The sequence below is a fragment of the Enterobacter mori LMG 25706 genome (assembly GCF_000211415.1).
Classification (GTDB): domain Bacteria; phylum Pseudomonadota; class Gammaproteobacteria; order Enterobacterales; family Enterobacteriaceae; genus Enterobacter; species Enterobacter mori.
This window is the reverse complement of the sequence record NZ_GL890774.1, coordinates 75,134-99,563: the sequence shown is the minus strand read 5'-3', so window position 1 is coordinate 99,563 and position 24,430 is coordinate 75,134. Positions and strand designations below refer to the sequence as shown.

The following is a 24,430-nucleotide window of genomic DNA, read 5'->3' as shown; positions in this document are numbered from 1 at the left end:
CAGTTACTTTCCTTCATCCGGCAACGCATACGCGACAATATAGTCGCCCATCTTCGTGCCAAACGAACCGTGACCACCTGCAGAGATGACAACGTACTGCTTGCCGTTCACTTCATAGGTCATCGGCGTGGCCTGTCCACCGGCAGGCAGACGGCCTTGCCACAGTTTCTCACCGTTGGTCATGTTGTACGCGCGCAGGTAGTTATCTGCGGTTGCCGCGATGAACAGCACGTTACCGGCGGTGGGGATTGGGCCACCCAGCATTGGCATACCCATATTGAACGGCACCGGAACCGGCATTGGGAACGGCATGCTGTCCTGTGGCGTACCAATACGTTTTTTCCATACGATCTGGTTGGTTTTCAGATCCAGACCGGAGATATAACCCCAGGCAGGCTGTTTACACGGCAGACCGAACGGAGACAGGAACGGGTTCAGGGTTACGCCGAACGGTACGCCGTACTGCGGCTGGATACCGGCTTCGGTGCCGCTGCCTTTCGCGTCTTTCGGCTGCTCCATTGGGTTGCCCGGACCGCGCGGGATCAGACGGGAAACGAACGGCAGCGCCATTGGGTTAGCAATTGCCACCTGACGGTTCGGGTCGACGGAGATCCCGCCCCACTCGAACATCCCCAGGTTACCCGGGAAGACCAGCGTGCCCTGCTCAGACGGAGGCGTGAAGATGCCTTCGTAGCGCAGCTGGTGGAACATCACGCGGCACACCAGCTGGTCAAACATGGTGGCACCCCACATGTCTGCACCGCTGAGGTCATTCTTCGGACGGAAGCTCAGGTCAGAGAACGGCTGGGTTTTGCTGACGTAGTCGCCTTTTGCGGCACCCTGCGGAACCGGTTTTTCCGGTGCAGGCACAACCAGTTTACCGTTGCTGCGATCCAGAACGAAGATGTTGCCCGTCTTGGCCGGAGCGTAAATCACCGGAACGGCTTTTACCATCGACGGTAATGTCTGCCAGCGTCGGCTGGGACGGCATATCCATATCCCACAGATCGTGGTGAACGGTCTGATAGCTCCACGCCAGTTTACCGGTCGTTGCGTTCAGCGCCACGATAGCGCTCGCGTAACGTTCCTGCTCCGGCGTACGGTTACCGCCCCAGATATCAGGCGTGGTTACGCCCATCGGCAGGTAGACCAGGTCCAGCTTCGCGTCATACGCCGCTGGCGCCCAGGAGTTAGGCGAGTTAAAGGTAAAGGTGTGTTCATCCGACGGGATCGCGTTTGGATCTTTCGCGCCCGGGTCGAAGGCCCACAGCAGTTTACCGGTGTTTACGTCAAAACCGCGGATAACGCCGGAGGTTTCACGCGTAGAGAAGTTATCCGTCACCGAACCGGCAATCACGATGGTTTTATCGGTGATGATTGGCGGTGAAGTTGGCTCATACAGACCCGGGGTGGTGTCCGGCATGTTGGTCTGCAGGTTCAGGATGCCTTTGTTGGCGAAGGTTTCGCACAGCTTGCCCGTTTCGGCGTTAATCGCGAACAGACGGCCATCGTTCACCGGCAACATAATGCGGCGAGGACAGTCGGCAATGACTTCCGGGCTGGCATTATCGGCACGCGCTTCGTGGTAAGAGACGCCACGACAGGTGATGTGCTGGAACGAAGGATTAGAGTTCAGCTGTGGATCGAAGTGCCATTTCTCTTTACCGGTGGCCGCGTCGAGCGCGAACAGACGCTGGTGCGCCGTACACAGGTAGAGCATGTTGCCCACTTTGATCGGGGTGACTTCGTTGGTCAGCTCGCCCGGATCGTTCGGCATCTTCAGGTCACCGGTACGGAATACCCAGGCTTCCTTCAGGTTCTTCACGTTGTCCGCGTTGATCTGCTTCAGCGGAGAGTAGCGTTGACCTTCCTGGTTACGGCCATACGCAGGCCAGTCACCGTCAGCGACCTGCGAGATAGCAGCCGCAGGCGTGGATTCCGCGTTCAGCGTACCGTTGATCTCCTGTGGGTCATTAAAACCGGCCCAGGTCAGAATGCCGCCAGTAATCAGCAGGGCAACAACCAGGCCCGCCACAGCACCGCTTGAAGGCACAATCAGGCGACGCCAGACGAAGGGCAGGATCAGCCAGATACCAAAGAAGACCAGGATGTCGCTGCGCGGCGTCAGTGCCCAGAAGTCGAACCCGACTTCCCAGACGCCCCAGATCATGGTGGCAAGGAGGAGTGCGGCATACAGCCACAGTGCGGATTGTTTTCTACGCAACAGCAGGACGGTTACGGCAACCATAACCAGACCCGCAATCGGGTAGTACCAGGAGCCGCCTAAAGCGACCAGCCAGACGCCACCGATTAACAGATACAGCGCGCAGAAGGCTGCGAACGCGGCTGTTAATGTCACCAGTAGACGCGGCTGTTTAGAGTGTGTTTCAGCCATAGAAAGTGTACTCGTCAGTTTTTGTTAATAATTTGCTAGCAACTAATTATAGGTATTAACAAGTGTGATCGGAATCACAATATTTGCTTTTTATAACTCATACGCCAGGGTTATCCATTTGCTGGTATAATGGCGGGCTTGCGTATCGATGCCGGAAATACATTCACCTGCATTGAGAGATTTTCATTAAAATCATATGGTTAGTAATATGAAACATACTGTTGAAGTGATGATCCCGGAAGCCGAGATCAAAGCGCGTATCGCCGAACTGGGTCGTCAAATCACCGAACATTACAAGGACAGCGGCAGCGAAATGGTGCTGGTCGGTCTTTTACGTGGCTCTTTCATGTTCATGGCAGACCTGTGCCGTGAAGTGCAGGTGTCCCATGAGGTCGATTTTATGACCGCCTCCAGCTACGGCAGCGGCATGTCCACAACCCGTGATGTGAAAATCCTGAAAGATCTGGATGAAGATATTCGTGGCAAAGATGTGTTGATCGTTGAAGACATTATCGACTCTGGTAACACGCTCTCTAAAGTGCGCGAGATCCTGAGCCTGCGTCAGCCTAAATCGCTGGCGATTTGTACGCTGCTGGATAAGCCAGATCGTCGTGAAGTGCAGGTGCCGGTGGAGTTCGTTGGCTTCTCGATTCCGGACGAATTCGTCGTCGGTTACGGCATTGACTACGCGCAGCGTTATCGCCATCTGCCGTATGTCGGAAAAGTCGTGATTCTGGACGAGTAATTGCGGTTTGTTGCCCGGTGGCGCGCAGCGATCCGGGCCTACGAATGGGCACATGTAGGCCGGGTAAGGCGCAGCCGCCACCCGGCTTTTTAACGTGCACTTATTTATGGTTCACATGCTTAAGCTTGAGGTTGGCAATGCCCGAACGGTAACGCTGCTCCAGCGTTTCGCGGTTGGTGGCGGTCACTTCCAGATTGCGCAGCAGGCCGTCGTGAATGCCGTACGCCCAGCCGTGGATGGAAACCTTCTGCCCACGTTTCCACGCGGACTGCATAATCGTTGAGTGGCCCAGGTTATAGACCTGCTCCATCACGTTCAGCTCGCAAAGGGTATCAAGTCGACGCTCCTGCGGCATTTCACCCAACAGTGAGCTATGTTTGAACCAGATATCGCGGATGTGCAGCAGCCAGTTATCGATTAACCCCAGCTCTGTATTTTCAACCGCCGCCTGTACGCCACCGCAGCCGTAGTGGCCGCAAATAATGATGTGCTCAACTTCCAGCACGTCAACGGCATACTGAACGACAGAAAGGCAGTTGAGATCGGTATGAATAACAAGGTTGGCTACGTTACGGTGAACAAAAAGTTCGCCAGGTTCGAGACCGGTCAGGCGTTCTGCCGGGACGCGGCTGTCGGAACATCCAATCCATAGAAAGCGTGGGTTTTGCGCTTGCGCCAGCTTCCCGAAAAATCCGGGGTCTTCTTCAACCAGCATCTTTGACCATAGTGCATTGTTGCTGATGAGTGTATCTATGTTATTCATGGACGTTAACGGCCTGTAACCTGGTAATTGCGTTGCGCTACTATAGGGTAACCCGACTTTTAATGAAACCACACAAGGTGTGTAAGAACTGAAGGTAAGTTTAATTCATGGCAATTGCACTGGAGCTTGAGCAGCTTAAAAAAACCTATCCGGGCGGCGTTCAGGCGCTGCGCGGGATAGATCTCAAAGTAGAGGCGGGGGATTTCTATGCGCTTCTTGGACCGAACGGGGCGGGGAAATCCACCACTATCGGCATTATCAGTTCGCTGGTGAACAAAACCTCTGGTCGCGTGAGTGTCTTTGGCTACGATCTGCAGAAAGATGTGGTCAACGCCAAGCGCCAGCTGGGGCTGGTGCCGCAGGAGTTCAACTTCAACCCGTTCGAGACGGTACAGCAGATTGTCGTTCAGCAGGCGGGTTATTACGGGGTTGAGTATAAAGAGGCGATTGAGCGTAGCGAAAAATACCTTAAACAGCTCGATTTGTGGGAAAAGCGTAACGAACGTGCGCGCATGTTGTCCGGTGGGATGAAGCGCCGCCTGATGATTGCCCGCGCGCTGATGCACGAGCCAAAGCTGCTTATCCTCGATGAGCCGACTGCGGGCGTGGATATTGAACTGCGCCGTTCCATGTGGGGCTTCCTGAAGGATCTGAACGATAAAGGCACCACCATTATTCTGACCACCCACTATCTCGAAGAAGCTGAGATGCTGTGCCGCAACATCGGCATTATTCAGCACGGTGAGCTGGTGGAAAACACGTCGATGAAGGATCTGCTCTCTAAGCTGAAATCCGAAACCTTTATTCTCGATCTGGCGGCGAAAAGCGCGCTGCCGAAGCTCGAAGGGTATAACTACCGTCTGGTGGATACCTCGACGCTGGAAGTGGAAGTGCTGCGCGAGCAGGGGATGAACAGCGTCTTCTCACAGTTGAGCGCGCAGGGCATTCAGGTATTGAGTATGCGTAACAAAGCGAACCGACTGGAAGAGCTGTTTGTCTCTCTGGTGCATGAAAAACAAGGAGACAAGGCATGACGCATCTTTACTGGGTCGCGCTGAAAAGTATCTGGGCGAAAGAGATCAACCGCTTTATGCGTATCTGGGTGCAAACCCTGGTGCCGCCAGTCATCACCATGACGCTCTACTTCATCATCTTTGGTAACCTGATCGGTTCCCGGATTGGTGAGATGCACGGCTTTACCTATATGCAGTTTATCGTGCCGGGGCTGATCATGATGGCGGTGATCACCAACGCCTATGCCAACGTGGCATCCTCATTCTTTAGCGCTAAGTTCCAGCGCAACATTGAAGAGCTGCTGGTCGCGCCTGTGCCAACACACGTCATTATTGCCGGTTACGTGGGCGGCGGGGTGGCGCGCGGTTTGTGCGTGGGGATCCTGGTGACGGCGATTTCGCTGTTCTTCGTGCCGTTCCAGGTGCACTCGTGGTTGTTTGTCGCGCTGACGCTGCTGCTGACGGCGATCTTGTTCTCGCTAGCCGGATTGCTGAATGCGGTATTCGCTAAGACGTTTGACGACATCAGCCTGATCCCGACCTTCGTGCTGACGCCGCTGACCTATCTGGGCGGGGTGTTCTACTCCATGTCGCTGCTGCCGCCGTTCTGGCAGGCGCTGTCGCACCTGAACCCGATTGTCTACATGATCAGCGGCTTCCGCTTTGGCTTCCTCGGCATTACCGATGTGCCGCTGTTTACCACGGTGGCGGTGCTGGTGGTGTTTATCATCGCCTTCTACCTGCTGTGTTGGTATCTGATCCAGCGCGGGCGTGGGCTGCGCAGCTAACCTTCTGCCCGGCGACATCCTGTTTGCCGGGCACTTTTCTTTGACAGTTATCACCGTAAGCAAACCTTCCCTACGCTAAACTACTCGCCTGCTAAGGAGAGACGTATGCTGGGATGGGTTATCACCTGCCACGATGAGCACGCGCAGGATATGCTGGATAAGCTTGAAGCTAAATTTGGTCCGCTGGCACAGTGCCGTGCAGTCAATTACTGGCGTGGCCTGAGCACCAACATGCTCAGCCGCATGATGTGCGATGCGCTGCATGAAACCGACACGGGCGATGGCGTGATCTTTCTGACCGATAAATCCGGCGCGGCGCCTTATCGTTCCGCCGCGCTGTTAAGCCACAAGCACGAAAACTGCGAAGTTATTTCCGGCATCAACTATGCGCTGCTGGAAGCGATGTATCTTCAACGTGAAACCTTAACCAGCGCTGAGTTTCGCAATACCCTCGTGGGTATGCAGGTTCCGGGCGTAAGTAGTTTGTGGCATCAGCAGCAGAAAAACCCGCCTTTCGTTCTGCTTCACGATCTGTATAAGCATTAAACGTTGGTATTGATGTCGCATTTGTTACAATGGCGACTGATTTCCCGTATCGATTTATATCCCATGTTAATGCGCGTTATTTTCCTGCTGTTGCTGCTGTTTTCCGGCGGCACTTCTGCCAGTCTGATTAGCCAGCAAGGGCTTCCGGCCCGCTATATGCAAACCACCGAAGATGCGGCCATCTGGGCTCAGGTGGGAAGTAATGTGATCAACGTGGGAAACGTCAGGGCCGGACAAATTCTTGCCGTGGTGCCGACCTCTGCTGACTATTACGAATTTCGTTTTGGTTTTGGCACGGGGTTTATTGATAAAGGGCATCTTGAAGAGGTGCAGGGCAAACAGCGCGTTGAGGACAGCCTTGGCGATTTGAACAAGCCGCTCAGTAATCAGAACCTGATCACCTGGAAAGACACGCCGGTGTATAACGCCCCCAATAGCGGGAGCGCGCCCTTCGGTACCATGAGCCCCAACCTCCGGTATCCCATCCTCAGTAAGTTGAAAGACCGCCTTAACCAGACCTGGTTCCAGATCCGCATCGGCAACCGTCTGGCGTGGGTCAGTAGTCTGGATGCACATGAAGATAACGGCCTTCCGGTCCTGACTTACCATCACATTTTGCGTGATGAGGAGAACACGCGTTTTCGTCATACATCCACGACGACCAGCGTACGCGCGTTCAACAACCAGATGGCCTGGCTACGCGATCAAGGCTATGCCACGCTGACGATGTACCAGCTGGAAGGGTACGTGCGCAATAAGATGAACCTGCCCGCGAAGGCGGTGGTGATCACCTTTGATGATGGCCTGAAATCGGTCAGCCGCTATGCGTATCCCATTCTGAAAGAGTACGGCTTTAACGCGACGGCGTTTATCATATCGTCACGTATTAAAGGCCATGCGCAGAAGTGGGACCCGAAATCGCTGCAATTTATGAGCGTTCATGAGATTAAGGGGATTCAGGATGTATTTGATATTCAGTCCCACACCCATTTCCTGCATCGCGTTGATGGGTATAAACACCCGATCTTGCTGAGCCGCAGCTACCACGTGACCCTGTTTGATTTTGAACGCTCACGACGTGCGCTGGCGCAGTTTAACCCGCGCGTGCTCTATCTTTCGTATCCGTTTGGCGGCTATGACAATAAAGCGATAAAGGCGGCGAATGACGCTGGTTTCCATCTGGCGGTGACGACGGTGAAAGGGAAGGTGAAGCCGGGGGATAATCCGTTCTTGCTAAAACGCCTGTATATACTGAGAACGGATTCGCTGGAAACGATGTCGCGGCTGATCAGCAATCAGCCGCAGGGGTGATTATTCGTAAGTCAGGGTGAACGTGCCCACAGCACTAAACGCACCCGATTTAACGGCATTTCCGTCTGCCTCCAGTCTGGCGATAAAATCAAAATTCCTTACCGCAGGTAAGTTAGCGTCTGTCTGTACAAAAGCTGAATTCGAATCGTTAGGAATAAGCTGTTGGTTATTCGCGTCGATAATTTTTACGCCTGCCCCTGCCGCAGCGTTACTGGCCAATGTATTGGCAAGCAGCTTTTTTGCACCGCCAGTGATTTTTGATGTCGACAGTTTCGTCGTGAATTTCGCCACGCTGGTGCAGTTACTCACTTGCACGGCAAAAGGGACATCGCGGGTCTGGTTTTTTTGAATATCGGAAACAAAATAATCACCCAGTTCGACGGTATCCCCTCCATCCGCGAGGGTGGCGACATCACAAGTCGGCAGCACTAGCGGGATCTGAAAAGTATCTTCCGTCACTTTAAAATACCATGGGCGGTTATTAGAGTCGTTTGGATCCCCGAGCCCCATTAACCCTAATGTTCCGGCAACGGGTTTGATGACGCTAACTTTATTCGGGTTACCGTGGTAAGCAGATGTTTGCCACAGCAGAACTTTGGCGTTTACCCATTTGCCATTCCAGTTGCTGGGAACGTTGTTAACATAAAGTTCTTGATAGCCCGTCGTATTGGTGCCAAAAGTGTGGCCGATACCATCAACCGTCTGGATAATCACTTCATAGACAATTCCAGGGATGTTGGTCTGAAATGTACCATCCTGATACAGGGAGCCCGCATAGACGGAAGGATCGGTCATCCCCCATTCACTGGTGCCATCGTTACCTAAACTGCAGCCAATCTGGATACCTGGTGAGATATCCGTAGTAAATTGCATTAAAAATGTCCCCCCAGAGCTTGGGCGTGGGGCCGCACGAGCAGGGCCGCTGGTCGGGCCATTAATTAACGTGGTTGTGCCGCCCTGGCCGTTCTCAAAACGACATTCAGTCGCCCCCCGGGCTGAGGTGGCAGAAAACAGTATGGCGAAAAGCGCCATCGTGATTATCGATTTTTTATTTAAACATCCTGTCATCATCATAAACCTGAATATTCTCTTCCTGTGATGGGCAATACCAGAAATCTGCTGTTTAGCGCTGTCCTGGGGATTATTCGTAAATCACACTCACCAGCACATTGCTGGTAACGCGTCCTGACGTCACCTGACCAATATTCTGGTAACGAGCATAAAAGGCGTAATCGGTTAAGTATGCGAAATTATTTTGCTTTGAGGTAACGTCAAAGATGACATCGGAACTGCCATCCTGACTTAAAACATTCTGATGGAATGCATCTGAAAAGATGACAATACCGACATTTTTCGCACTGTCGCTTTCCTGCTCTTTATCATTAGCAAATACCTGCTTATTCCCCGCAGCCAGAGAACCTGATTGCGGTGAAAAACTGAAATGTAATTTGCTTGCTGCGCCACTGGCAATATCATCACAATCTGTCACTTGCACAGTGAAGCGCGTTCCGCCTGCATCCTGGTTTGCACTGTATTTATTACTGCCATCGGTATTGAAAAACCAGTTGCGGGGAACCACCGGCAACTGAACCTGGCCGCCGCCAGAGACGTTAATTTTGCAGGTATTGGCGACAATATTGGCTCTGATATTAACGTCCATCCATGCCCCATCCGCGTGGGATGAGGCTGGGATTAGCAAACCTGAAATAACGGCCAGCAGCAGCCTGTATTTTTTTCTAAATAACGGTGTATTTCGCATCGTCAAGCTACCGCCTGTTCTTTATAACTTATTGATAGGTGACCAGAAACGTGACAGGCGAAGTAACCGACCCCGTAGTGACATCGGCAACGGTCTTACCGTCAGCGACGACAATGCGCGAACTCAAATTATAGATCGCTGTGCCAGACGAAATAGCCACGGTTTCGGTTTGTGGTGATTTACAGCTCAGCTGGGTGCCTGTCGCTGAATTCCCATTCCACAGCTCAAAAGCCGTATTGTTATTTGCGCCAAAGTTCAGGCTGGACGCGGAAGAACAACTGCCACCTGCGCCAGTGGTTGCTCTGATTGCTGCCGATCTCACACCCGCACAACCGGTGAAGGCAATTTTGAATGCCTCTTCGCGGGTTTTATTGGCCAGATCGGATTTGAAGACGTCACCAAAACTAATCTGGGATGTTGGCGAGCCAGAGGCATTCTGTACCTGTGCGATACAGGTTCCCGCTTCAATGGTGGTGTTAAAGGTGGCTGAGACACTGCTCGTCCCGGTAATGGTTGCAGACGCGGCTGTGGATACGAATCCCAGAACAGAGAGGGCAAAGATCGTAGGTTTAAATTCCATTATAGGTTCTCCGTTTTCTGTCTGGTTATTCGTAATAGAAGTTAAAAGTGGCGACGGCGCTAAACGAACCTGTCGTTGCACTGCCTGCCTGGGTTTCGACCAGTTTGGCGGTTAAAGGCACTTCTTTTGTCGAGATTTCACTCGGGGACCAGACAATACGTTTGCTGTCATCTGTCGAGTTGATCTCAAAAGGCGTAGGCGGTGCCGAACTGCGGGCAATTGACACGCCAACATAACTGGCGCCGCCAGATGTCTCGGTAACGCCGTTGGCAATGGCCGTCTTCACCGTTGATGCTGATCCGCTTACGGTTGTTTTCAGTGAAGTGAGGCTGGATGGGCACTCCGTCAGAACCAGTTTGAAATCGGTTGTTGCTGTACCTGCTGCAATCGTATCAATACGGGTTTTCCCGCTGGCTCCGAGCGTAATCGTGTTGTTTTTGCCATTACCGGTTCCGCCACTGATGGCCATATCACAGGTGGTTTCCCGGATGTTGGCAGTGAAGGTTACATCGAGATTATCCGCAGCCTGGGCATAGCCACAGGTAACTGACAAGAGCGTTGCAGCATAAATGCAGCGAACGAAATGGTTCAAAGTGAACGTCATGAGTGAAAACTCCCTGTTATATATGAATTACATCCGGCAAAGTTGATGGGTTAAAAGTGTGGTCAGACCCGCTTTCTGTGCATTGGGTTGAATCTGATAATGCACATTACAGGCACTTTGCTGCCCGTTTCCCCAGACAACCCTGAGCGTGCCTTTGTCTTCGATACCGCGAACATAGGCTTGTCCAGCCTGGCCCACGCTGCCGACGCTCTCTCCTTTCTCATTCAGCACATCGGCGCCGAGAGGGATGAAGCCGTTATCAGAACGCTGGAGTTCAAGTACTGCCGAACGGCCTTCGTCGGTTTCGAAATTGACCAACACCACGGCACCGCTACGCGGTACGGCAACCGTACTGGTATTTTTCACTTCAACGTCGGCACTCATGGTGCTGGTATCGAGACCGATACGGTTTTCACGGTAGGCCGAGAGATAAGGCATGATGGCGTAACCGGAATTGCCGATCTCGCCGTCGCCGTTGCTCAGGCGTGCGCCTTTTGCGCCACTGGCTTTAATCAGTGCCAGCGAGTCGGTATCACTGATGCTGCCCGGTGCCAGCGTGATCCCACCGGAATGCAGCAGCATGCCGCCGCTGTAGCTGGCAGAATATTGTTGCTGGTTGTCATCGCTCGCTGAGGCAGAAAGGCTTAGCGGACCATAAGGGCTGTTATAGCTGCCGTAGCCGCTGATCTGATTGAGCGTACGATCATCCGTGCGGCTATTGCTGCTCGTCACGCTGTAGTTGAAACGGTTGTCCTCGGTATTGCCGTTTGCGGTGGTATTGAGGCTCGTACTGCCTTTGAAATCAGAGTTCAGACCCACGTTAACGCTATTGAAACCGGCAGGGCGTTTACCCGTACCAAACAGCGAATCGAACGGCAGGCTGACGTTGAGGTAAACGCTGTCTTCCTGTTCACCAAACTCGTCATAGGTACGTTGCAGCGAAACGCTGTAACTGCCGTAGGTAAAGGCGTTGCTGTAGCCCACGGTATAGTTGGAGCTTGAACGGCTGCCATCCCAGTAATCCTGCCAGCTACCGTTGACGTACATCGAACCATAATCCACTTTGCCATTGCGTAGCGGCTGGCTGATGTTGACCTGGATTTGGTTTTTCATACGCTGGAAAGTGTTATAAACATCCTGACTGTCACTGCCGGGCTTCAGATCCTGATCACGATATTTCACGCGATCGGCCAGTGAAGCCGCATCGTGCAGGCTGAGGTAGTCCTCCGTGGAGAAGCGGTAGGCTGCCACGTTTAATGACGTATCCGTTGCGGAGAGCATCTTACTGAAGGAGAGTCGATAGCTCTGGCCTGTCAGCGTGCGAAGCCCATCGATATCTGCGCTGGAATGCGTAACATCCAGTGCAAATGCACCGATCTCTGTGTTCATGGCAAGACCTGCGAGACCCGCGTAAAAACCGGTGTCCATATATTGCAGGCCGGTATACCCGGTAAAGGTGTTGTTCAGCCCATAATAAAGGGTGGCATAAGCCACTTTTGGTGAGTCATGCAGTGAATCATCATTTAACTCGCCAGCCCCAACATCCCAGCGTGCGAAGCCCGGACGTAACATCTGAGTCACGGATGAATACGGGACCGAGAAGGAGCGCTTGCTGCCATCGGCTTCCTCGATCGTCACCAGCAGGTCGTTACCATAGCCTGTGGTGCTGAGATCGGAAATCTCAAATGCACCCGGTGGCACGGTAGTTTCATAAATCTTGTTCCCGCTTTGCGTCACAGAGACACGGGCGTTGCTGTTAGCGACACCGCGGATAACTGGCGCATAGTTAGATAACCCGTTCGGCAGCATGCGGTCATCGTTATAAAGACGTAAACCGCGCAGGCCGATCGAGTCAAATGCGTCACCGCGCGTGTAAGAGTCGCCAATCAGCATCTGAGCTTTAAGCGGCGTGGTATCTCGCTGCAGATAAATATCCTGGTTTGAGTAATCACTGCCGTCTTTTTCATTCCAGTTCAGACTCCCGCGTGAACGGAAACGCCACGGGCCTAAATTGGCACCGTAACGTAAACCTGCATACGCACTGTCACTGTTGCTGCCCGTTCCTTCGCTGTGCCAGGCGTTAACGTCGTAAGACGCCATTGCGACAGGAATTCCTTCTTCCCAGAGTGAAGGGTCGACATATCCCTGAGGAAGTTTAAGCACGTACAGCTGGGGAACGGTCAAATCCAGTTCTTGTGTTGACGTGTTGAAATTAGTCGTTGCACCAGGGAAGGCTTTTGCAATATCAATACACGCTGCCGCATCACTCGAATCATTTTTTTCGAGCGATTCAGTATTAATACCGATCTGCCTCAGTATTGTTAATGTCATACACGGCGTAGCACGCGGTGTGCCGTTATCTTTAAACGCGATTTCCGCTGTTATTTTTTCTTTGCCATTAACTGTTATTTTTGTCTGATATTTCCCGGGTAAAACAGGGTTGCCTTGTGAAAAACGGCCTACGTCAATCTTGCTGCCCGTATTAAACAAAAACTGGTCGTTAAACTCGACATCATCCGCTGCAGAATTGACAGTGGATTGAATATCATCTGCTATGGCATTCAGAGGTATTGCCGCACTAATAGAAAGGCACAGAAATGAACGTCGAAAAAACATTATTATCCCGATCCGTGAGTTGCCGATAATGTGCTCGGCATAGCCATGTAATATGATTATTATTAGTTGAGTGTTGCTTCGTGCTCTTGCATGCCACCAAAGTCATTAATGGATGCATAGTTAACTTTGCCGTTGCTGATGCCAGTCAGCCCTTTCACTTTCATTGTTTCGCTGGAGAACGGTTTCACAGAGCTACTCTCCACGTCATATTTTTTGCCATTAACGGTCAGAGCAGCAGAGGCAATGGAAACGTTGTATGCAGAATCATTCTTTGCAATCAGAACGACATCGTTAGCGTCTTTTTTCTGCGACCATGTCAGCTGCTTAGCTGATTCATCGGGCGAGCCTTTGAGTCCATTTGGGCGGAAAAAGAGCTTAATACGTGTGCGGAATGCCAGTTGCAGCATATTCTGATCGCCACTGGTTTTGGCTTTTGGCGGGACTTCCAGCACATTAAACCAGAACAGTGATTCACGGTCTTTGGGCAATGACTGCCCGAGTGAGGTAATGCGGATAGTCTGGCCTTTTTGTGAATCGACGCGAGTGACCGGCGGCGTAATGACGAACGGTAATTTAAGCTCCTGAGGATCGGTCGTGTCGCGTCCATCATCCAGCCATGACTGAACGAGTAAAGGATGTGAGCCTCTGTTTTCCAGATTTACCACAACATCTTTTGCTTTTTCAGGATAAATAATACGGGTGCCAGAGATAACAATATCAGCGTTGGCATGACATGCCATTAAGCTGGTCAGCACAAAAGAGAGTGCTTTCATTCCGTTGATCAGTTTTGCATTACGCTGTCGCATATCCACTCCTGGATAATTGAGATGAACAAGCGCCCACGGCTAAGCGGGCGCATTTATAAATAAATAATCGGCGATTATTCGTAGCTCATGGTGAAGTAGGCGTTAGCAGAGACTTTACCCGCAGTAACTGGGTTGGTGTCTTTCACCCAGGCAGAACCCGGAACGTAAGCCACACGGTAGTACAGTTTGCCGGAGCCATTGGTCACTGGTGCAACCTGGGTGTTATTGGAAGGCTGGCCAACCATAATACGATCGGTATTGCTGCTGGAGTTGTTATACATCGCCAGGCTGACGTTAGTTGCTGAACCTGCAACGTTAGAGTCTGGATCAACAGTACCGTTAGCCACGGAACCCATGTTTTTAGACATGAAGTTTGCGGAAGCTTTAGACACAGTGCCCGGGCAGTTTGTCAGGAGCAGTTCGAAGTTTTTCGCGCCAACACCTTTATCCAGCGTAGTGCCTTCAACATCAGATTTTTTAACGACAGGCAGTGCGATAGTGATGTTGTTCGTGCCCTCACCGTTGTTGGTGGTGATGGTACAGGTAGTATCAGTAACAGCACCGTCAAATGTGATCAGGCCAAGATCGGTAGCAGCGAAAGAAGAAGAGGAACCCAGCGCGAGAACGACGGTAGCAGCTGCCATGCTAATTTTTTTCAGTGACATAACAATATCCATGTAAAAGATTAAAAGGCCAAACATTGTTTTTGGCGGATGGATATTAGAGTACGCACAAACAAAAGTAATATTAGATTTACTTAAAGTTGATTTGAGCTTTTCTTATTTTATATATAAAACAGGTGGTTGAAATTATGCCGACTACCGATTAAATAAAATCCTAAAAGTTAATAAGGGCTGGTGTGGGCGTCTTTTTTAAATAATAATATTTCTGGTGATAGTTATACTTTAAAGCCCGAATTATTGATTAAATATATAATTCGGGCTTTTATATCAGGCAACCTGAACAGGAATAGCCTTCGCAGTGCGTTTCATCTCGTTGTCGCCTTCGAAGTAGGCCACTTTCGGCTGCCAGCGGCGCGCTTCTTCGTCGGACATCATGACGAAGCTCGCGATGATCACAATGTCACCCACGTCCGCGCAGTGTGCTGCTGCGCCGTTCACGGAGATGATTTTAGATCCGCGCTCGGCGGCAATCGCGTAGGTGGAGAAGCGTTTGCCGTTGTTCACGTTCCAGATATCAATGGCTTCGTTTTCAAGAATACCCGCCGCGTCGAGAAAATCCTGATCGATCGCGCAGGAGCCTTCATAGTGCAGGTCGGCCTGAGTGACTTTCACACGGTGAAGCTTACCTTGCAGCATTTTGCGAATCATTACGTTTACCTTTCATCTGCCGGGTAGAAAACTACGCCAGCTCAACCACTTTGTTGTCGATTAGGCGGGCCTGACCAAGCCATGCCGCCACCAGAATAACCGCACGTTTGCTGGTCTCTGTAAGCTCCAGAAGCGTGTCGGCATCGCGGATTTGAATATCATCAGCGCGGAAACCTTTGTCGTTCAGTGCCTGTTCGGCGAGGGCGACGATCTCTTCGGCGGTCAGCTCTTTGGCCAGAACCTGTTCCGCCATCGTATTCATGACCTTGCTTAAGCCCGGGGCGATTTTTCGCTGGTCCGCGGTCAGATAGCCATTACGGGAGCTGAGCGCCAGACCGTCTTTGGCTCGCACAATAGGTACGCCGACAATATCGATGTCGTAGCCCATATCGGCAACCATCTTGCGAATCAATGCCAGCTGCTGGAAATCTTTCTCACCAAAGCACGCGACGTCCGGCTGTACCAGGTTGAAGAGCTTGCTGACGATGGTGGATACGCCACGGAAGTGTCCCGGGCGGCTGGCGCCTTCGAGCATGGTGGAGATGCCCGGTACGTCAACGTAGGTTGCCTCTTCTGTACCCTGAGGGTACACGTCCGCCGGTGCCGGAGAGAAGACGATGTCCGCATGGCGTTTTTTCAGCTTCTCGCAATCTTCCTGCAGGGTGCGCGGATAGCGCGCCAGGTCATCGGCGCGGTCAAACTGCATGGGGTTAACGAAGATACTGACCACCACGATATCCGCACGGGCTTTCGCTTCGTCGACCAGCTTCATATGGCCGTCATGCAGGTTGCCCATGGTCGGGACGAGTGCAATACGTTTACCTTCCTGACGCGCGCGACGGATATGCTGGCGAAGCAGCGGCAGGGTTTCAATGATAAGCACAACGAGACTCCTTAATGGAAACTGTGTTCTTCACCCGGGTAAACACCGGATTCAACGTCGGCAATATACTGCCTGACCGCGGCGCGCATGTCGCCCGCTTCAGTGAGGAAATTTTTGGCAAATTTCGGGATATGTCCACCGGTAATGCCGAAGGCGTCGTGCATCACCAGAATTTGACCATCGGTCACGTTTCCTGCACCAATCCCGATAACCGGAATCGACAGCGCGTCGGTGATGCGTTTTGCCAGTTCAACCGGCACACACTCCAGCACCAGCAGCTGTGCGCCTGCGGCTTCCAGCGCGACGGCGTCATCAAACAGCGTTTGGGCGGCATCGCCGCGGCCCTGCACCTTGTAGCCACCGAAGATGTTCACCGACTGTGGCGTCAGGCCTAAGTGTCCGCATACCGGTACGGCACGTTCGGTGAGCATTTTTACCGTTTCAACAAGCCAGGCACCGCCCTCGATTTTGACCATGTTGGCTCCGGCACGCATCACGACTGCCGCATTTTCAAAGGCTTGTTCTGGGGTGGCGTAGGCCATAAACGGCAGATCGGAAAGCAGCAGGCAGGCAGGCGCGCCGCGGCGCACGGCGCGGGTATGGTAAGCGATATCCTCAACCGTGACCGGGAGGGTGGAATCATGTCCTTGTACCGTCATCCCTAACGAATCTCCGACCAGCATGACGTTGATACCCTCTTCGGCAAAGAGTTTGGCGAAGCTGTAGTCATACGCGGTGATGGTGGCGAAGCGTTTTTTTTCCTGTTTGCATTTCTGCAGTAAGGAGATGGTGGTTGGTTTCATACTGTTTCCTGATAGCCCAAAAGCGAATCTTTGCGCATTCTAACAGTAACATTCGAGGGAACAATGATTTTAGATAGTCGATTAGCCACAATTATTTTATGGCTAACGATCGGGGTAACTGGCTTACCAGCGAGCGGGTTTTTCCGCGTGGAGTTTGTCCAGAATGTCCCTGAGCGGAATGCCGTCCGGGAAGGTGAGATCGGGGGCAACCTCAAACAGCGGCCAGAGCATAAAACCGCGGTTTTTCATGTCGTAATGCGGAACAGTGAGGCGTTCGGTATGGATTATCTCGTTGCCAAACAGCATCAGGTCGAGGTCGAGTGTGCGCGGCCCCCAGCGTTCGGCTTTGCGTACACGACCCTGCTGCAGCTCAATACGCTGGGTATTATCCAGCAGCGTTTCGGCATCCAGAGCCGTGTCGAGCACGACGGCGGCGTTCAGGTAATCAGGCTGATCCTGTGGGCCCAGCGGTGGCGTGCGATAAAAGGAGGAGACCGCAACAATCCGGCTATGCGGGATCTCCCCGAGCGCCTGAACGGCAGCGTTAACCTGCTCCAGCGGAGAGGCAAGATTGCTGCCGATGGCGATGTAGGCGAGGGTCATGCTGAGCCTTCGCGACGCGGTGCGCGTTTGCGCGGGCGACGGTGGCGACGACGCGGTTCTGGCTCTTCATCCAGATTGGTCAGCATCCCTTTTTGCTCGGGTGGTGCGGAGACCTGGAATTCGCCCCACCACTGCGCCAGACGCTGCAGCTCCTGGTTCTTTTCAATTTCAGCACGCAGTGCCAGCAGGTCGAACGCGGCGCGGAATTTAGGATGCTCCATCAGCTTCCAGGCGCGTTTGCCCTGGCGACGGGACATGCGCAGCTGAAGTTGCCAGATGTCGCGCACCAGCGTGGTGATACGTTTTGGGATCGCGAGCGTACGACAGGCTTCATCCAGCACGTCGTTTGCCGCCAGCGCAAAGGCATCGTAATAGGCCAGACCGCTTTCCTGCGCAATTCTCTGTGCTGCTTCCAGCAGGGGATACCAGAACATTGCGGCAAACAGGAATGCCGGATTCACACGCATGTCATTCTGGATGCGCGTGTCGGTATTCTTCAGCACCTGCGCAATGATGCGTTCCATCGGGCTGTCACCGTTCTCGGTAAAGCAGCGCGTGATGGTTGGGAAGAGAGGCTGGAACAGGCTGTATTCGCGCAGCAGATTGTAGGTTTCAAACCCGTAACCCGCCTGCAACAGCTTCAGCGCCTCTTCAAACAGACGCGCTGGCGGCACGTCGTTAATCAGCGTTGCCAGACGCGGGATCGGCTCACCGGTCTCAGGGCTGATGCGCATGTTTAATTTGGCCGCAAAACGCACGGCGCGCAGCATACGCACAGGGTCTTCACGGTAACGGGTTTCCGGCGTGCCGATCAGGCGAATCAGGCCTTCTTTCAGGTCCTGCATACCGCCAACGTAATCCCGTACGGTGAAATCCGCCACGCTGTAGTAAAGGCTGTTGATGGTGAAATCGCGGCGCTGGGCATCTTCTTCAATGGATCCGAAGATGTTATCACGCAGCAGCATGCCGTTCTGGCCCTGCTGGGACGTCGTACGATCGGATACGCCCGCTTCGTGATGGCCACGGAACGTCGCCACTTCGATGATTTCCGGACCAAACATGACGTGCGCCAGGCGGAAACGGCGGCCGACAAGACGGCAGTTACGGAATAATTTGCGTACCTGTTCTGGCGTGGCGCTGGTCGTCACGTCGAAATCTTTTGGTTTTTTGCCCAGCAGTAAATCACGCACCCCACCGCCAACGAGATAGGCCTCGTAGCCTGCTTTATTCAGACGATAGAGCACCTTGAGGGCATTTTCACTGATATCTTTGCGGGAAATAGTGTGCTGCTCACGCGGAATAACCGACATGCGGTTTTGCGCAATAGCGTCGTTAGCCATGCTCTCTTCGCGGCTTAGCACTTTACGGCAAAAATTAGCGACTCGGGTAAAAATAGTACACCTCGTAGTGTGTTTTGTTATGAAAAAAGCGGCTAATCATAGCTCAGCGCAACGCATTTGAGAATGCTGGATTTTTGGCACGGCCTCGAGCGTCCAGTGGGCGACGGCCAGATCCAGCAGTTCGTCTATACGCAAATCCTGCCATTCGTTGGTTACATTTTGGTTGAGAAACCGCAGCGCGTCGATCAAAACAGGGCGCGGATCGCCGCCTGGCAGGGCGGGCGCGTGGTTCTGCTTGGAGAGCTTAACGCCCCGCGCATTGACCGCCAGCGGCAGGTGGATGTAATCCGGCGCTGTCCAGCCAAACTGATGATAAAGCGATATTTGCCGCACCGTCGGTTCAACCAGATCCGCCCCGCGCACAATTTCCGTCACGCCCTGGAAATGATCGTCCACCACCACCGCCAGGTTATAGGCGAACAGGCCGTCGCGGCGGTGGATGATGAAATCTTCGCAGGCAAGACGTTTGTTGGCATAGATTTCGCCGGAGAGTAAATCGGTAAAGTGCGTCACCGGGGAACGTTGCCGTATACGCACGGCGGCATTTTCTGGACCGTTGTTCAACGTGCGGCAGTGGCCGTCATAGACGCGACCCACGCTTTGAATACGCGCGCGGGTGCAGGTGCAGTAATAGGACAGCCCTTGTTCATAGAGCCACGCCACACGTTCCCGATAGGCATCATGACGTTGTGACTGCCACAGTACATCGTCGTCCCAGTGAAGACCGTAATGTTCCAGCTGACGCAGAATCGTTTCTGCTGCACCGGGAACTTCACGCGGAGGATCAATATCTTCAATGCGGACGAGCCATTTGCCCTGGCGGGCACGAGCTTGCAGGTAGCTGCCGAGCGCGGCAATTAATGAGCCGAAGTGTAATTCGCCGGAAGGAGATGGCGCGAAGCGCCCAATATAGTGTGATTCAGACATATCAACAGTAACAAGGCGGGAGAGACTCCCGCCTTTGCAGTAGTTAGAGGGTTGGCATTAGCCAGCCATCTGTTTTTCGCGGATTTCGGCCAGCGTTTTACAGTCGATACACAGATCGGCGGTTGGACGCGCTTCCAGGCGACGAATGCCGATTTCAACACCGCAGGATTCGCAGTAGCCAAAATCTTCGTCTTCGACTTTTTTCAGCGTTTTCTCGATCTTTTTGATCAGTTTGCGTTCGCGGTCACGGTTACGCAGTTCGAGGCTGAACTCTTCTTCCTGAGCGGCACGGTCTACCGGATCCGGGAAGTTTGCAGCTTCATCCTGCATATGTGTAACGGTGCGATCGACTTCATCCCTGAGTTGATTACGCCATGCTTCAAGAATACGCTTGAAGTGCGACAGCTGGGCTTCGTTCATATACTCTTCGCCCGGTTTCTCTTGATACGGCTCCACCCCAGCGATGGCGAGAATACTCAGGGACGATGTTTTACGGTTTTGCCCTTCTTGCATGTTGCTTCTCCTTAACACGCACTATCGATCCCCGTGTTGGGGGAAAAATCAGGTCGCTATAAATAGCAGATGCTTTTCCGTATGGCAATTATCTAAACGTAACACTTGACAAGCCTGTGAGGAAAAGCGTATTTGCGCACGCGGCCAGAACACATAATAGTCAATCGTCTATTCCCTTATAAGACAATGGGAAGAGAGGATCTCAGAGTCATATTATCGGCAGAAAGTTCCGCTTTATAAGCGAAAACCTCCACCCCCTGCTTTTGTGCCTCATTCAACAATTGCGCGTATTTAGGATCGATATGGCGGGGGGGGGAGAATCGTTCAATGGCTGAATGCAAAACCGCAAACAGCAACACGGCGCGTTTGCCCGCCGCCGTTACACTCATTAGCTCTCGCAGATGCTTCTGGCCACGTAGCGTTACCGCATCCGGAAAGTAGCCATTTTCCTGTTCCGCTAACGTCACTGATTTTACTTCAATATAGCACTCAGGCCGCTCTTCCGCCTGGAGCATAAAGTCAATTCTGCTGCCTTCATCGCCATACTTCACTTCGCTTTTTTGCAGGCTATAGCCTGTCAGTTCAGGGAGGGCATTATTTGCCAGCGCTTCCTTCACTAATTGGTTTGCACGCAATGTATTGACGCAGATAAACGCCCCGTTTTGCGTCTCGGTCATTTCCCGGGTATGGGGATACTTGCGTTTAGTGTTTTCTGATGTGGAATACCAGACCCTGTCACCCGGCGTCGCACAACCGGTCATCGCACCGGTGTTGGGGCAGTGCAGGGTGAGCTGTTCACCTTCGGGTGTGATCACGTCGGCGAGAAAGCGTTTGTAGCGCTGGATCAACGTGGCGTGCTGTAGAGCAGGGCTAAACTTCATCGGATTTCCTTAGTGCGTCACCCAACGACCAGCGCTGTAGCGGCATGTAGCGGGTGCGTCCTTGTGCAAAGACAGATTCATAAAGCGCAAATTCGGTCACCGGAAAGGCCCAGTGAAAGCCCGGTGGCGGAATGGCAACGGCCTGACCGGCATCGCGCAGCAACGTGATATGTGGATGAAACGGCTGCGGGCTTTGGTAACAGCCGCTGCGTGCCGCCTGGGCGCGCAGCATATTTGCCAACTGTAACAACCCGCGCGGCGGCTGGCGCGTGCCCAGCCAGACCACGCGTGAGCGTAGCCACTGACCGGCATCGTCAAGGTGCAGCGTAAACCCCGGCTGGGAAATGCGTCCGGCCATCGCGGCTAACGCGCGCTGTTTATCCGCGCTTACCTCACCCAGAAAGGCCAGCGTCAGGTGCATATTCGCCGCCGCAACAGGACGACCCGCCTCCGAAGGGAAATGTTCCGCGCGCCAGCGGACGATTTGCCGCTGAAGCGTGGCGGGAAGTTCAATGGCGAAAAACAGTCGTTTCGACTCAGACATACGGAGGACTCGGTAATGATATGCGCCGATGCTACAATGTACGCCGACTAATGTTAACCCTCTGGAGCTGTTAGTGTCCTCATTGCCGGTCGCCGCCGTCCTTCCTGAGCTTCTCGCTGCCCTAAACGATGCCCCGCAGGTTTTGCTGAATGCCCCAACGGGGGCGGGTAAATCCACCTGGCTGCCGCTGCAAATCCTCAAAGAGGGGAATATTCGCGGGAAAATAATCCTGCTGGAGCCGCGCAGGCTGGCGGCGCGTAACGTGGCGCAGCGCCTGGCCGAACTGCTTAATGAAAAACCGGGCGAGACGGTAGGTTACCGGATGCGTGCAGAAACCTGCGTCGGCCCCGCAACGCGCCTTGAAGTGGTGACCGAGGGCATCCTCATCCGTATGCTGCAAAACGATCCTGAGCTGACGGGGATCGGGCTGGTGATCCTGGATGAATTCCACGAGCGCAGCCTGCAGGCGGATTTAGCGTTGCCGCTGCTGCTGGACGTGCAGGAGGGGCTGCGCGACGATCTCCGGCTGCTGATTATGTCCGCAACGCTGGATAACGACCGGCTGCAGCAGGCATTGCCCGACGCCCCTGTCATCAGCTCAGAAGGACGCGCATTTCCGGTTGAACGCCGCTATCAGGCGCTTCCCGCCCATCAGCGTTTTGATGAGGCCGTCGCTATTGCGACGGCAGAGCTGCTGCGCCAGGAACCCGGTTCGCTGCTGCTGTTTTTGCCGGGCGTCGGAGAAATCCAGCGCGTGCAGGAGCAGCTTTCCTCCCGCGTTGGCGGCGATGTGCTGCTTTGCCCGCTCTACGGCGCGTTGTCGCTACAGGATCAGCGTAAAGCCATTCTTCCGGCCCCGGCGGGGCAGCGCAAGGTGGTGCTGGCAACCAACATTGCTGAAACCAGTTTGACCATTGAAGGCATTCGTCTGGTGGTGGATAGTGCGCAGGAGAGGGTGGCAAGTTTTGACCCGCGCACCGGGCTAACCAAACTGCTTACGCAGCGCATCAGCCAGGCATCGATGGTGCAGCGTGCGGGCCGTGCGGGACGTCTTGAGCCGGGCATCTGCCTGCATTTGACGGGCACAGAGCAGGCGGAACGCGCGGCGCAGCAAAGTACGCCGGAAATTTTACAAAGTGATTTGTCTGGCCTGGTCCTTGATCTGCTGCTGTGGGGCTGCCCGAACCCTGAACAGCTCACCTGGCTTAATCCTCCGCCTGTCGTGAACCTCACCGCTGCGCGCAACCTGCTGACGCAGCTTGGCGCGCTCGAAGGCGAGCGCCTGACGGCGCGCGGCCAGAAAATGGCGACACTGGGCAACGAGCCGCGTCTGGCCGCGATGCTGGTGTCAGCGCAGGGCGACGACGAAATTGCTACGGCGGCAAAACTGGCGGCTATTCTTGAGGAGCCGCCTCGCGGTGGCAGCAGCGATTTGGGGCAGGCGTTCTCGCGCAATCAGGGGAACTGGCAGCAGCGGGCTCAGCACCTGTGCAAACGCCTGAACAGCCGCGGTGGTTCGCCTGACAGCGCGAGTATTGGCTTCCTGCTGGCACAGGCCTTCCCGGACCGGATCGCCCGCCGTCGCGGGCTGGACGGACGTTATCAGCTGGCGAACGGCATGGGGGCGATGCTGGACAGCGATGACGCCCTGACGCGCCATGAATGGCTGATTGCACCGCTATTACGGCAGGGCAGCCATTCCCCGGACGCGCGTATCTTACAGGCAATTGCCGTTGATATTGACGCCCTGACGCGCAGCTGCCCGCAATTGCTCCAGCAATCCGATATCGTTGAGTGGGATGATAACCAGGGCACGCTTAAGGCGTTTCGTCGTAGACAGATCGGTAAACTGACGTTAGGTACAAAGCCGCTGGCGAAGCCGTCGGAAGAAGAACTCCATCAGGCCATGCTGAACGGCATTCGCGAAAAAGGGCTGAGCGTATTGAACTGGACGCCAGAGGCCGAGCAGTACCGTATTCGGCTGCACTGTGCCGCACGCTGGCTGCCGGAGTATGGCTGGCCGACGGTTGATGATGAGACGCTGCTGGCTTCCCTGGAAGATTGGCTGCTGCCGCAAATGAGCGGCGTACATTCGCTCAGAGCGCTGAAAGCGCTCGATGTTAAGGCCGCGTTACAGAATTTACTGGACTGGTCATTACGTCAACGTCTGGATAGTGAACTGCCTGGGCATTACACTGTGCCGACCGGAAGCCGGATTGCCATTCGTTATCACGAGGATAATCCTCCGGCGCTGGCGGTAAGGATGCAGGAGATGTTTGGGGAGGCCACCACGCCGTCCATCGCGGAAGGGCGCGTTTCTCTGGTGCTCGAACTGCTGTCCCCGGCGCATCGCCCGCTGCAGATCACTCGCGACCTGGGGGCGTTTTGGGCGGGGAGCTACCGTGAAGTGCAAAAAGAGATGAAGGGGCGGTATCCCAAACACGTCTGGCCGGACGACCCGGCAAATACGGCGCCGACGAGGCGGACGAAGAAGTATTCGTGAGTAAGGTGAAAGAGGGGAGTGCGGCCTGATGCCCTCACCCCGGCCCTCTCCCACAGGGAGAGGGAGAAAACCAATTTTGAGAGATTTCTTCTTTCATAGACCTGTGAAAGATAAGA

The 24,430-nt window shown here is 53.8% G+C and carries 23 protein-coding genes and 1 pseudogene; 6 read left to right on the top strand and 18 right to left on the bottom strand.

Annotated features, from left to right (window positions below; all coding sequences use genetic code 11):
- Positions 1-3: 3 nt before the first annotated feature.
- Positions 4-2,395 (bottom strand): annotated as a pseudogene (locus tag ENTMO_RS23665) (glucose/quinate/shikimate family membrane-bound PQQ-dependent dehydrogenase).
- A gap of 208 nt (positions 2,396-2,603) precedes the next feature.
- Here ENTMO_RS23665 and hpt point away from each other — a divergent pair.
- Complete coding sequence (gene hpt / locus ENTMO_RS0102335; protein ID WP_010426909.1) at positions 2,604-3,140, top strand: hypoxanthine phosphoribosyltransferase; 537 nt, start codon at positions 2,604-2,606, stop codon at positions 3,138-3,140.
- A 100-nt stretch (positions 3,141-3,240) separates the two neighbouring features.
- On the opposite strand, the gene can is transcribed toward hpt, so the two are convergent.
- Positions 3,241-3,903, bottom strand: a complete 663-nt coding sequence (gene can, locus ENTMO_RS0102330) for a carbonate dehydratase (protein WP_010426907.1) — start codon at positions 3,901-3,903, stop codon at positions 3,241-3,243.
- A gap of 107 nt (positions 3,904-4,010) precedes the next feature.
- Between can and ENTMO_RS0102325 the strand changes: the two genes are divergently transcribed.
- The 4 genes from ENTMO_RS0102325 (at position 4,011) to ENTMO_RS0102310 (ending at position 7,561) form a co-directional block, all read left to right on the top strand.
- Positions 4,011-4,937, top strand: coding sequence for an ABC transporter ATP-binding protein (locus tag ENTMO_RS0102325; RefSeq protein ID WP_010426905.1), 927 nt, complete (start codon positions 4,011-4,013; stop codon positions 4,935-4,937).
- Complete coding sequence (locus ENTMO_RS0102320) at positions 4,934-5,704, top strand: ABC transporter permease (RefSeq protein WP_010426903.1); 771 nt, start codon at positions 4,934-4,936, stop codon at positions 5,702-5,704. Before ENTMO_RS0102325 ends, ENTMO_RS0102320 begins: the two co-directional genes overlap by 4 nt.
- 105 nt (positions 5,705-5,809) lie before the next feature.
- On the top strand, positions 5,810-6,250 hold the full coding sequence (locus tag ENTMO_RS0102315; protein ID WP_010426901.1) for a PTS sugar transporter subunit IIA: 441 nt from the start codon (positions 5,810-5,812) through the stop codon (positions 6,248-6,250).
- A gap of 63 nt (positions 6,251-6,313) precedes the next feature.
- Positions 6,314-7,561, top strand: a complete 1,248-nt coding sequence (locus ENTMO_RS0102310) for a polysaccharide deacetylase family protein (protein ID WP_010426899.1) — start codon at positions 6,314-6,316, stop codon at positions 7,559-7,561.
- Here the strand turns inward: ENTMO_RS0102310 and ENTMO_RS0102305 are convergent, their stop codons facing one another.
- The 16 genes from ENTMO_RS0102305 to thpR all read right to left on the bottom strand — a co-directional run bounded on the left by ENTMO_RS0102305 (position 7,562) and on the right by thpR (position 21,811).
- Positions 7,562-8,635, bottom strand: coding sequence for a fimbrial protein (locus ENTMO_RS0102305; RefSeq protein ID WP_085928892.1), 1,074 nt, complete (start codon positions 8,633-8,635; stop codon positions 7,562-7,564). It abuts the gene before it with no gap.
- A 67-nt stretch (positions 8,636-8,702) separates the two neighbouring features.
- Positions 8,703-9,320: a fimbrial-like protein gene (locus ENTMO_RS0102295; protein ID WP_029484927.1), complete on the bottom strand. Its 618-nt coding sequence runs from the start codon at positions 9,318-9,320 to the stop codon at positions 8,703-8,705.
- A gap of 28 nt (positions 9,321-9,348) precedes the next feature.
- A complete protein-coding gene (locus ENTMO_RS0102290) occupies positions 9,349-9,900 on the bottom strand; it encodes a fimbrial protein (protein WP_010426892.1) in 552 nt (183 codons plus the stop codon).
- Between the two features lie 25 nt (positions 9,901-9,925).
- Positions 9,926-10,504 (bottom strand): fimbrial protein, encoded by a 579-nt coding sequence (locus tag ENTMO_RS0102285; RefSeq protein ID WP_010426891.1) that lies wholly within the window; start codon positions 10,502-10,504, stop codon positions 9,926-9,928.
- A gap of 27 nt (positions 10,505-10,531) precedes the next feature.
- On the bottom strand, positions 10,532-13,120 hold the full coding sequence (locus ENTMO_RS0102280) for an outer membrane usher protein (protein WP_010426889.1): 2,589 nt from the start codon (positions 13,118-13,120) through the stop codon (positions 10,532-10,534).
- Between the two features lie 62 nt (positions 13,121-13,182).
- Positions 13,183-13,926 (bottom strand): fimbrial chaperone, encoded by a 744-nt coding sequence (locus ENTMO_RS0102275; RefSeq protein WP_010426888.1) that lies wholly within the window; start codon positions 13,924-13,926, stop codon positions 13,183-13,185.
- Between the two features lie 74 nt (positions 13,927-14,000).
- Complete coding sequence (locus tag ENTMO_RS0102270) at positions 14,001-14,591, bottom strand: fimbrial protein (RefSeq protein ID WP_010426887.1); 591 nt, start codon at positions 14,589-14,591, stop codon at positions 14,001-14,003.
- Positions 14,592-14,876: 285 nt separating this feature from the next.
- Positions 14,877-15,257, bottom strand: coding sequence for an aspartate 1-decarboxylase (gene panD / locus ENTMO_RS0102265; protein ID WP_003856284.1), 381 nt, complete (start codon positions 15,255-15,257; stop codon positions 14,877-14,879).
- Between the two features lie 31 nt (positions 15,258-15,288).
- Positions 15,289-16,140 carry a pantoate--beta-alanine ligase gene (panC, locus tag ENTMO_RS0102260; RefSeq protein WP_010426886.1) on the bottom strand — a complete coding sequence of 284 codons (852 nt, stop codon included), beginning with the start codon at positions 16,138-16,140 and terminating at the stop codon, positions 15,289-15,291.
- A gap of 11 nt (positions 16,141-16,151) precedes the next feature.
- Positions 16,152-16,943 carry a 3-methyl-2-oxobutanoate hydroxymethyltransferase gene (panB, locus tag ENTMO_RS0102255; protein WP_010426885.1) on the bottom strand — a complete coding sequence of 264 codons (792 nt, stop codon included), beginning with the start codon at positions 16,941-16,943 and terminating at the stop codon, positions 16,152-16,154.
- A 123-nt stretch (positions 16,944-17,066) separates the two neighbouring features.
- A complete protein-coding gene (gene folK / locus ENTMO_RS0102250) occupies positions 17,067-17,546 on the bottom strand; it encodes a 2-amino-4-hydroxy-6-hydroxymethyldihydropteridine diphosphokinase (protein ID WP_010426884.1) in 480 nt (159 codons plus the stop codon).
- Complete coding sequence (gene pcnB, locus ENTMO_RS0102245; RefSeq protein ID WP_071985394.1) at positions 17,543-18,940, bottom strand: polynucleotide adenylyltransferase PcnB; 1,398 nt, start codon at positions 18,938-18,940, stop codon at positions 17,543-17,545. The genes folK and pcnB overlap by 4 nt, the downstream gene beginning before the upstream one ends.
- A gap of 42 nt (positions 18,941-18,982) precedes the next feature.
- Positions 18,983-19,873, bottom strand: a complete 891-nt coding sequence (gene gluQRS / locus ENTMO_RS0102240; protein ID WP_010426882.1) for a tRNA glutamyl-Q(34) synthetase GluQRS — start codon at positions 19,871-19,873, stop codon at positions 18,983-18,985.
- A gap of 57 nt (positions 19,874-19,930) precedes the next feature.
- Complete coding sequence (gene dksA, locus ENTMO_RS0102235; protein WP_001155232.1) at positions 19,931-20,386, bottom strand: RNA polymerase-binding protein DksA; 456 nt, start codon at positions 20,384-20,386, stop codon at positions 19,931-19,933.
- 176 nt (positions 20,387-20,562) lie between these two features.
- The gene (sfsA, locus tag ENTMO_RS0102230; protein WP_010426772.1) at positions 20,563-21,267 is read right to left on the bottom strand and encodes a DNA/RNA nuclease SfsA; all 705 of its coding nucleotides are present in this window, start codon (positions 21,265-21,267) and stop codon (positions 20,563-20,565) included.
- Positions 21,257-21,811, bottom strand: a complete 555-nt coding sequence (thpR, locus tag ENTMO_RS0102225) for an RNA 2',3'-cyclic phosphodiesterase (protein ID WP_010426769.1) — start codon at positions 21,809-21,811, stop codon at positions 21,257-21,259. The genes sfsA and thpR overlap by 11 nt, the downstream gene beginning before the upstream one ends.
- 73 nt (positions 21,812-21,884) lie before the next feature.
- Here thpR and hrpB point away from each other — a divergent pair, with 73 nt between their 5' ends.
- Positions 21,885-24,314: an ATP-dependent helicase HrpB gene (gene hrpB / locus ENTMO_RS0102220; protein ID WP_010426767.1), complete on the top strand. Its 2,430-nt coding sequence runs from the start codon at positions 21,885-21,887 to the stop codon at positions 24,312-24,314.
- Positions 24,315-24,430 lie beyond the last annotated feature (116 nt).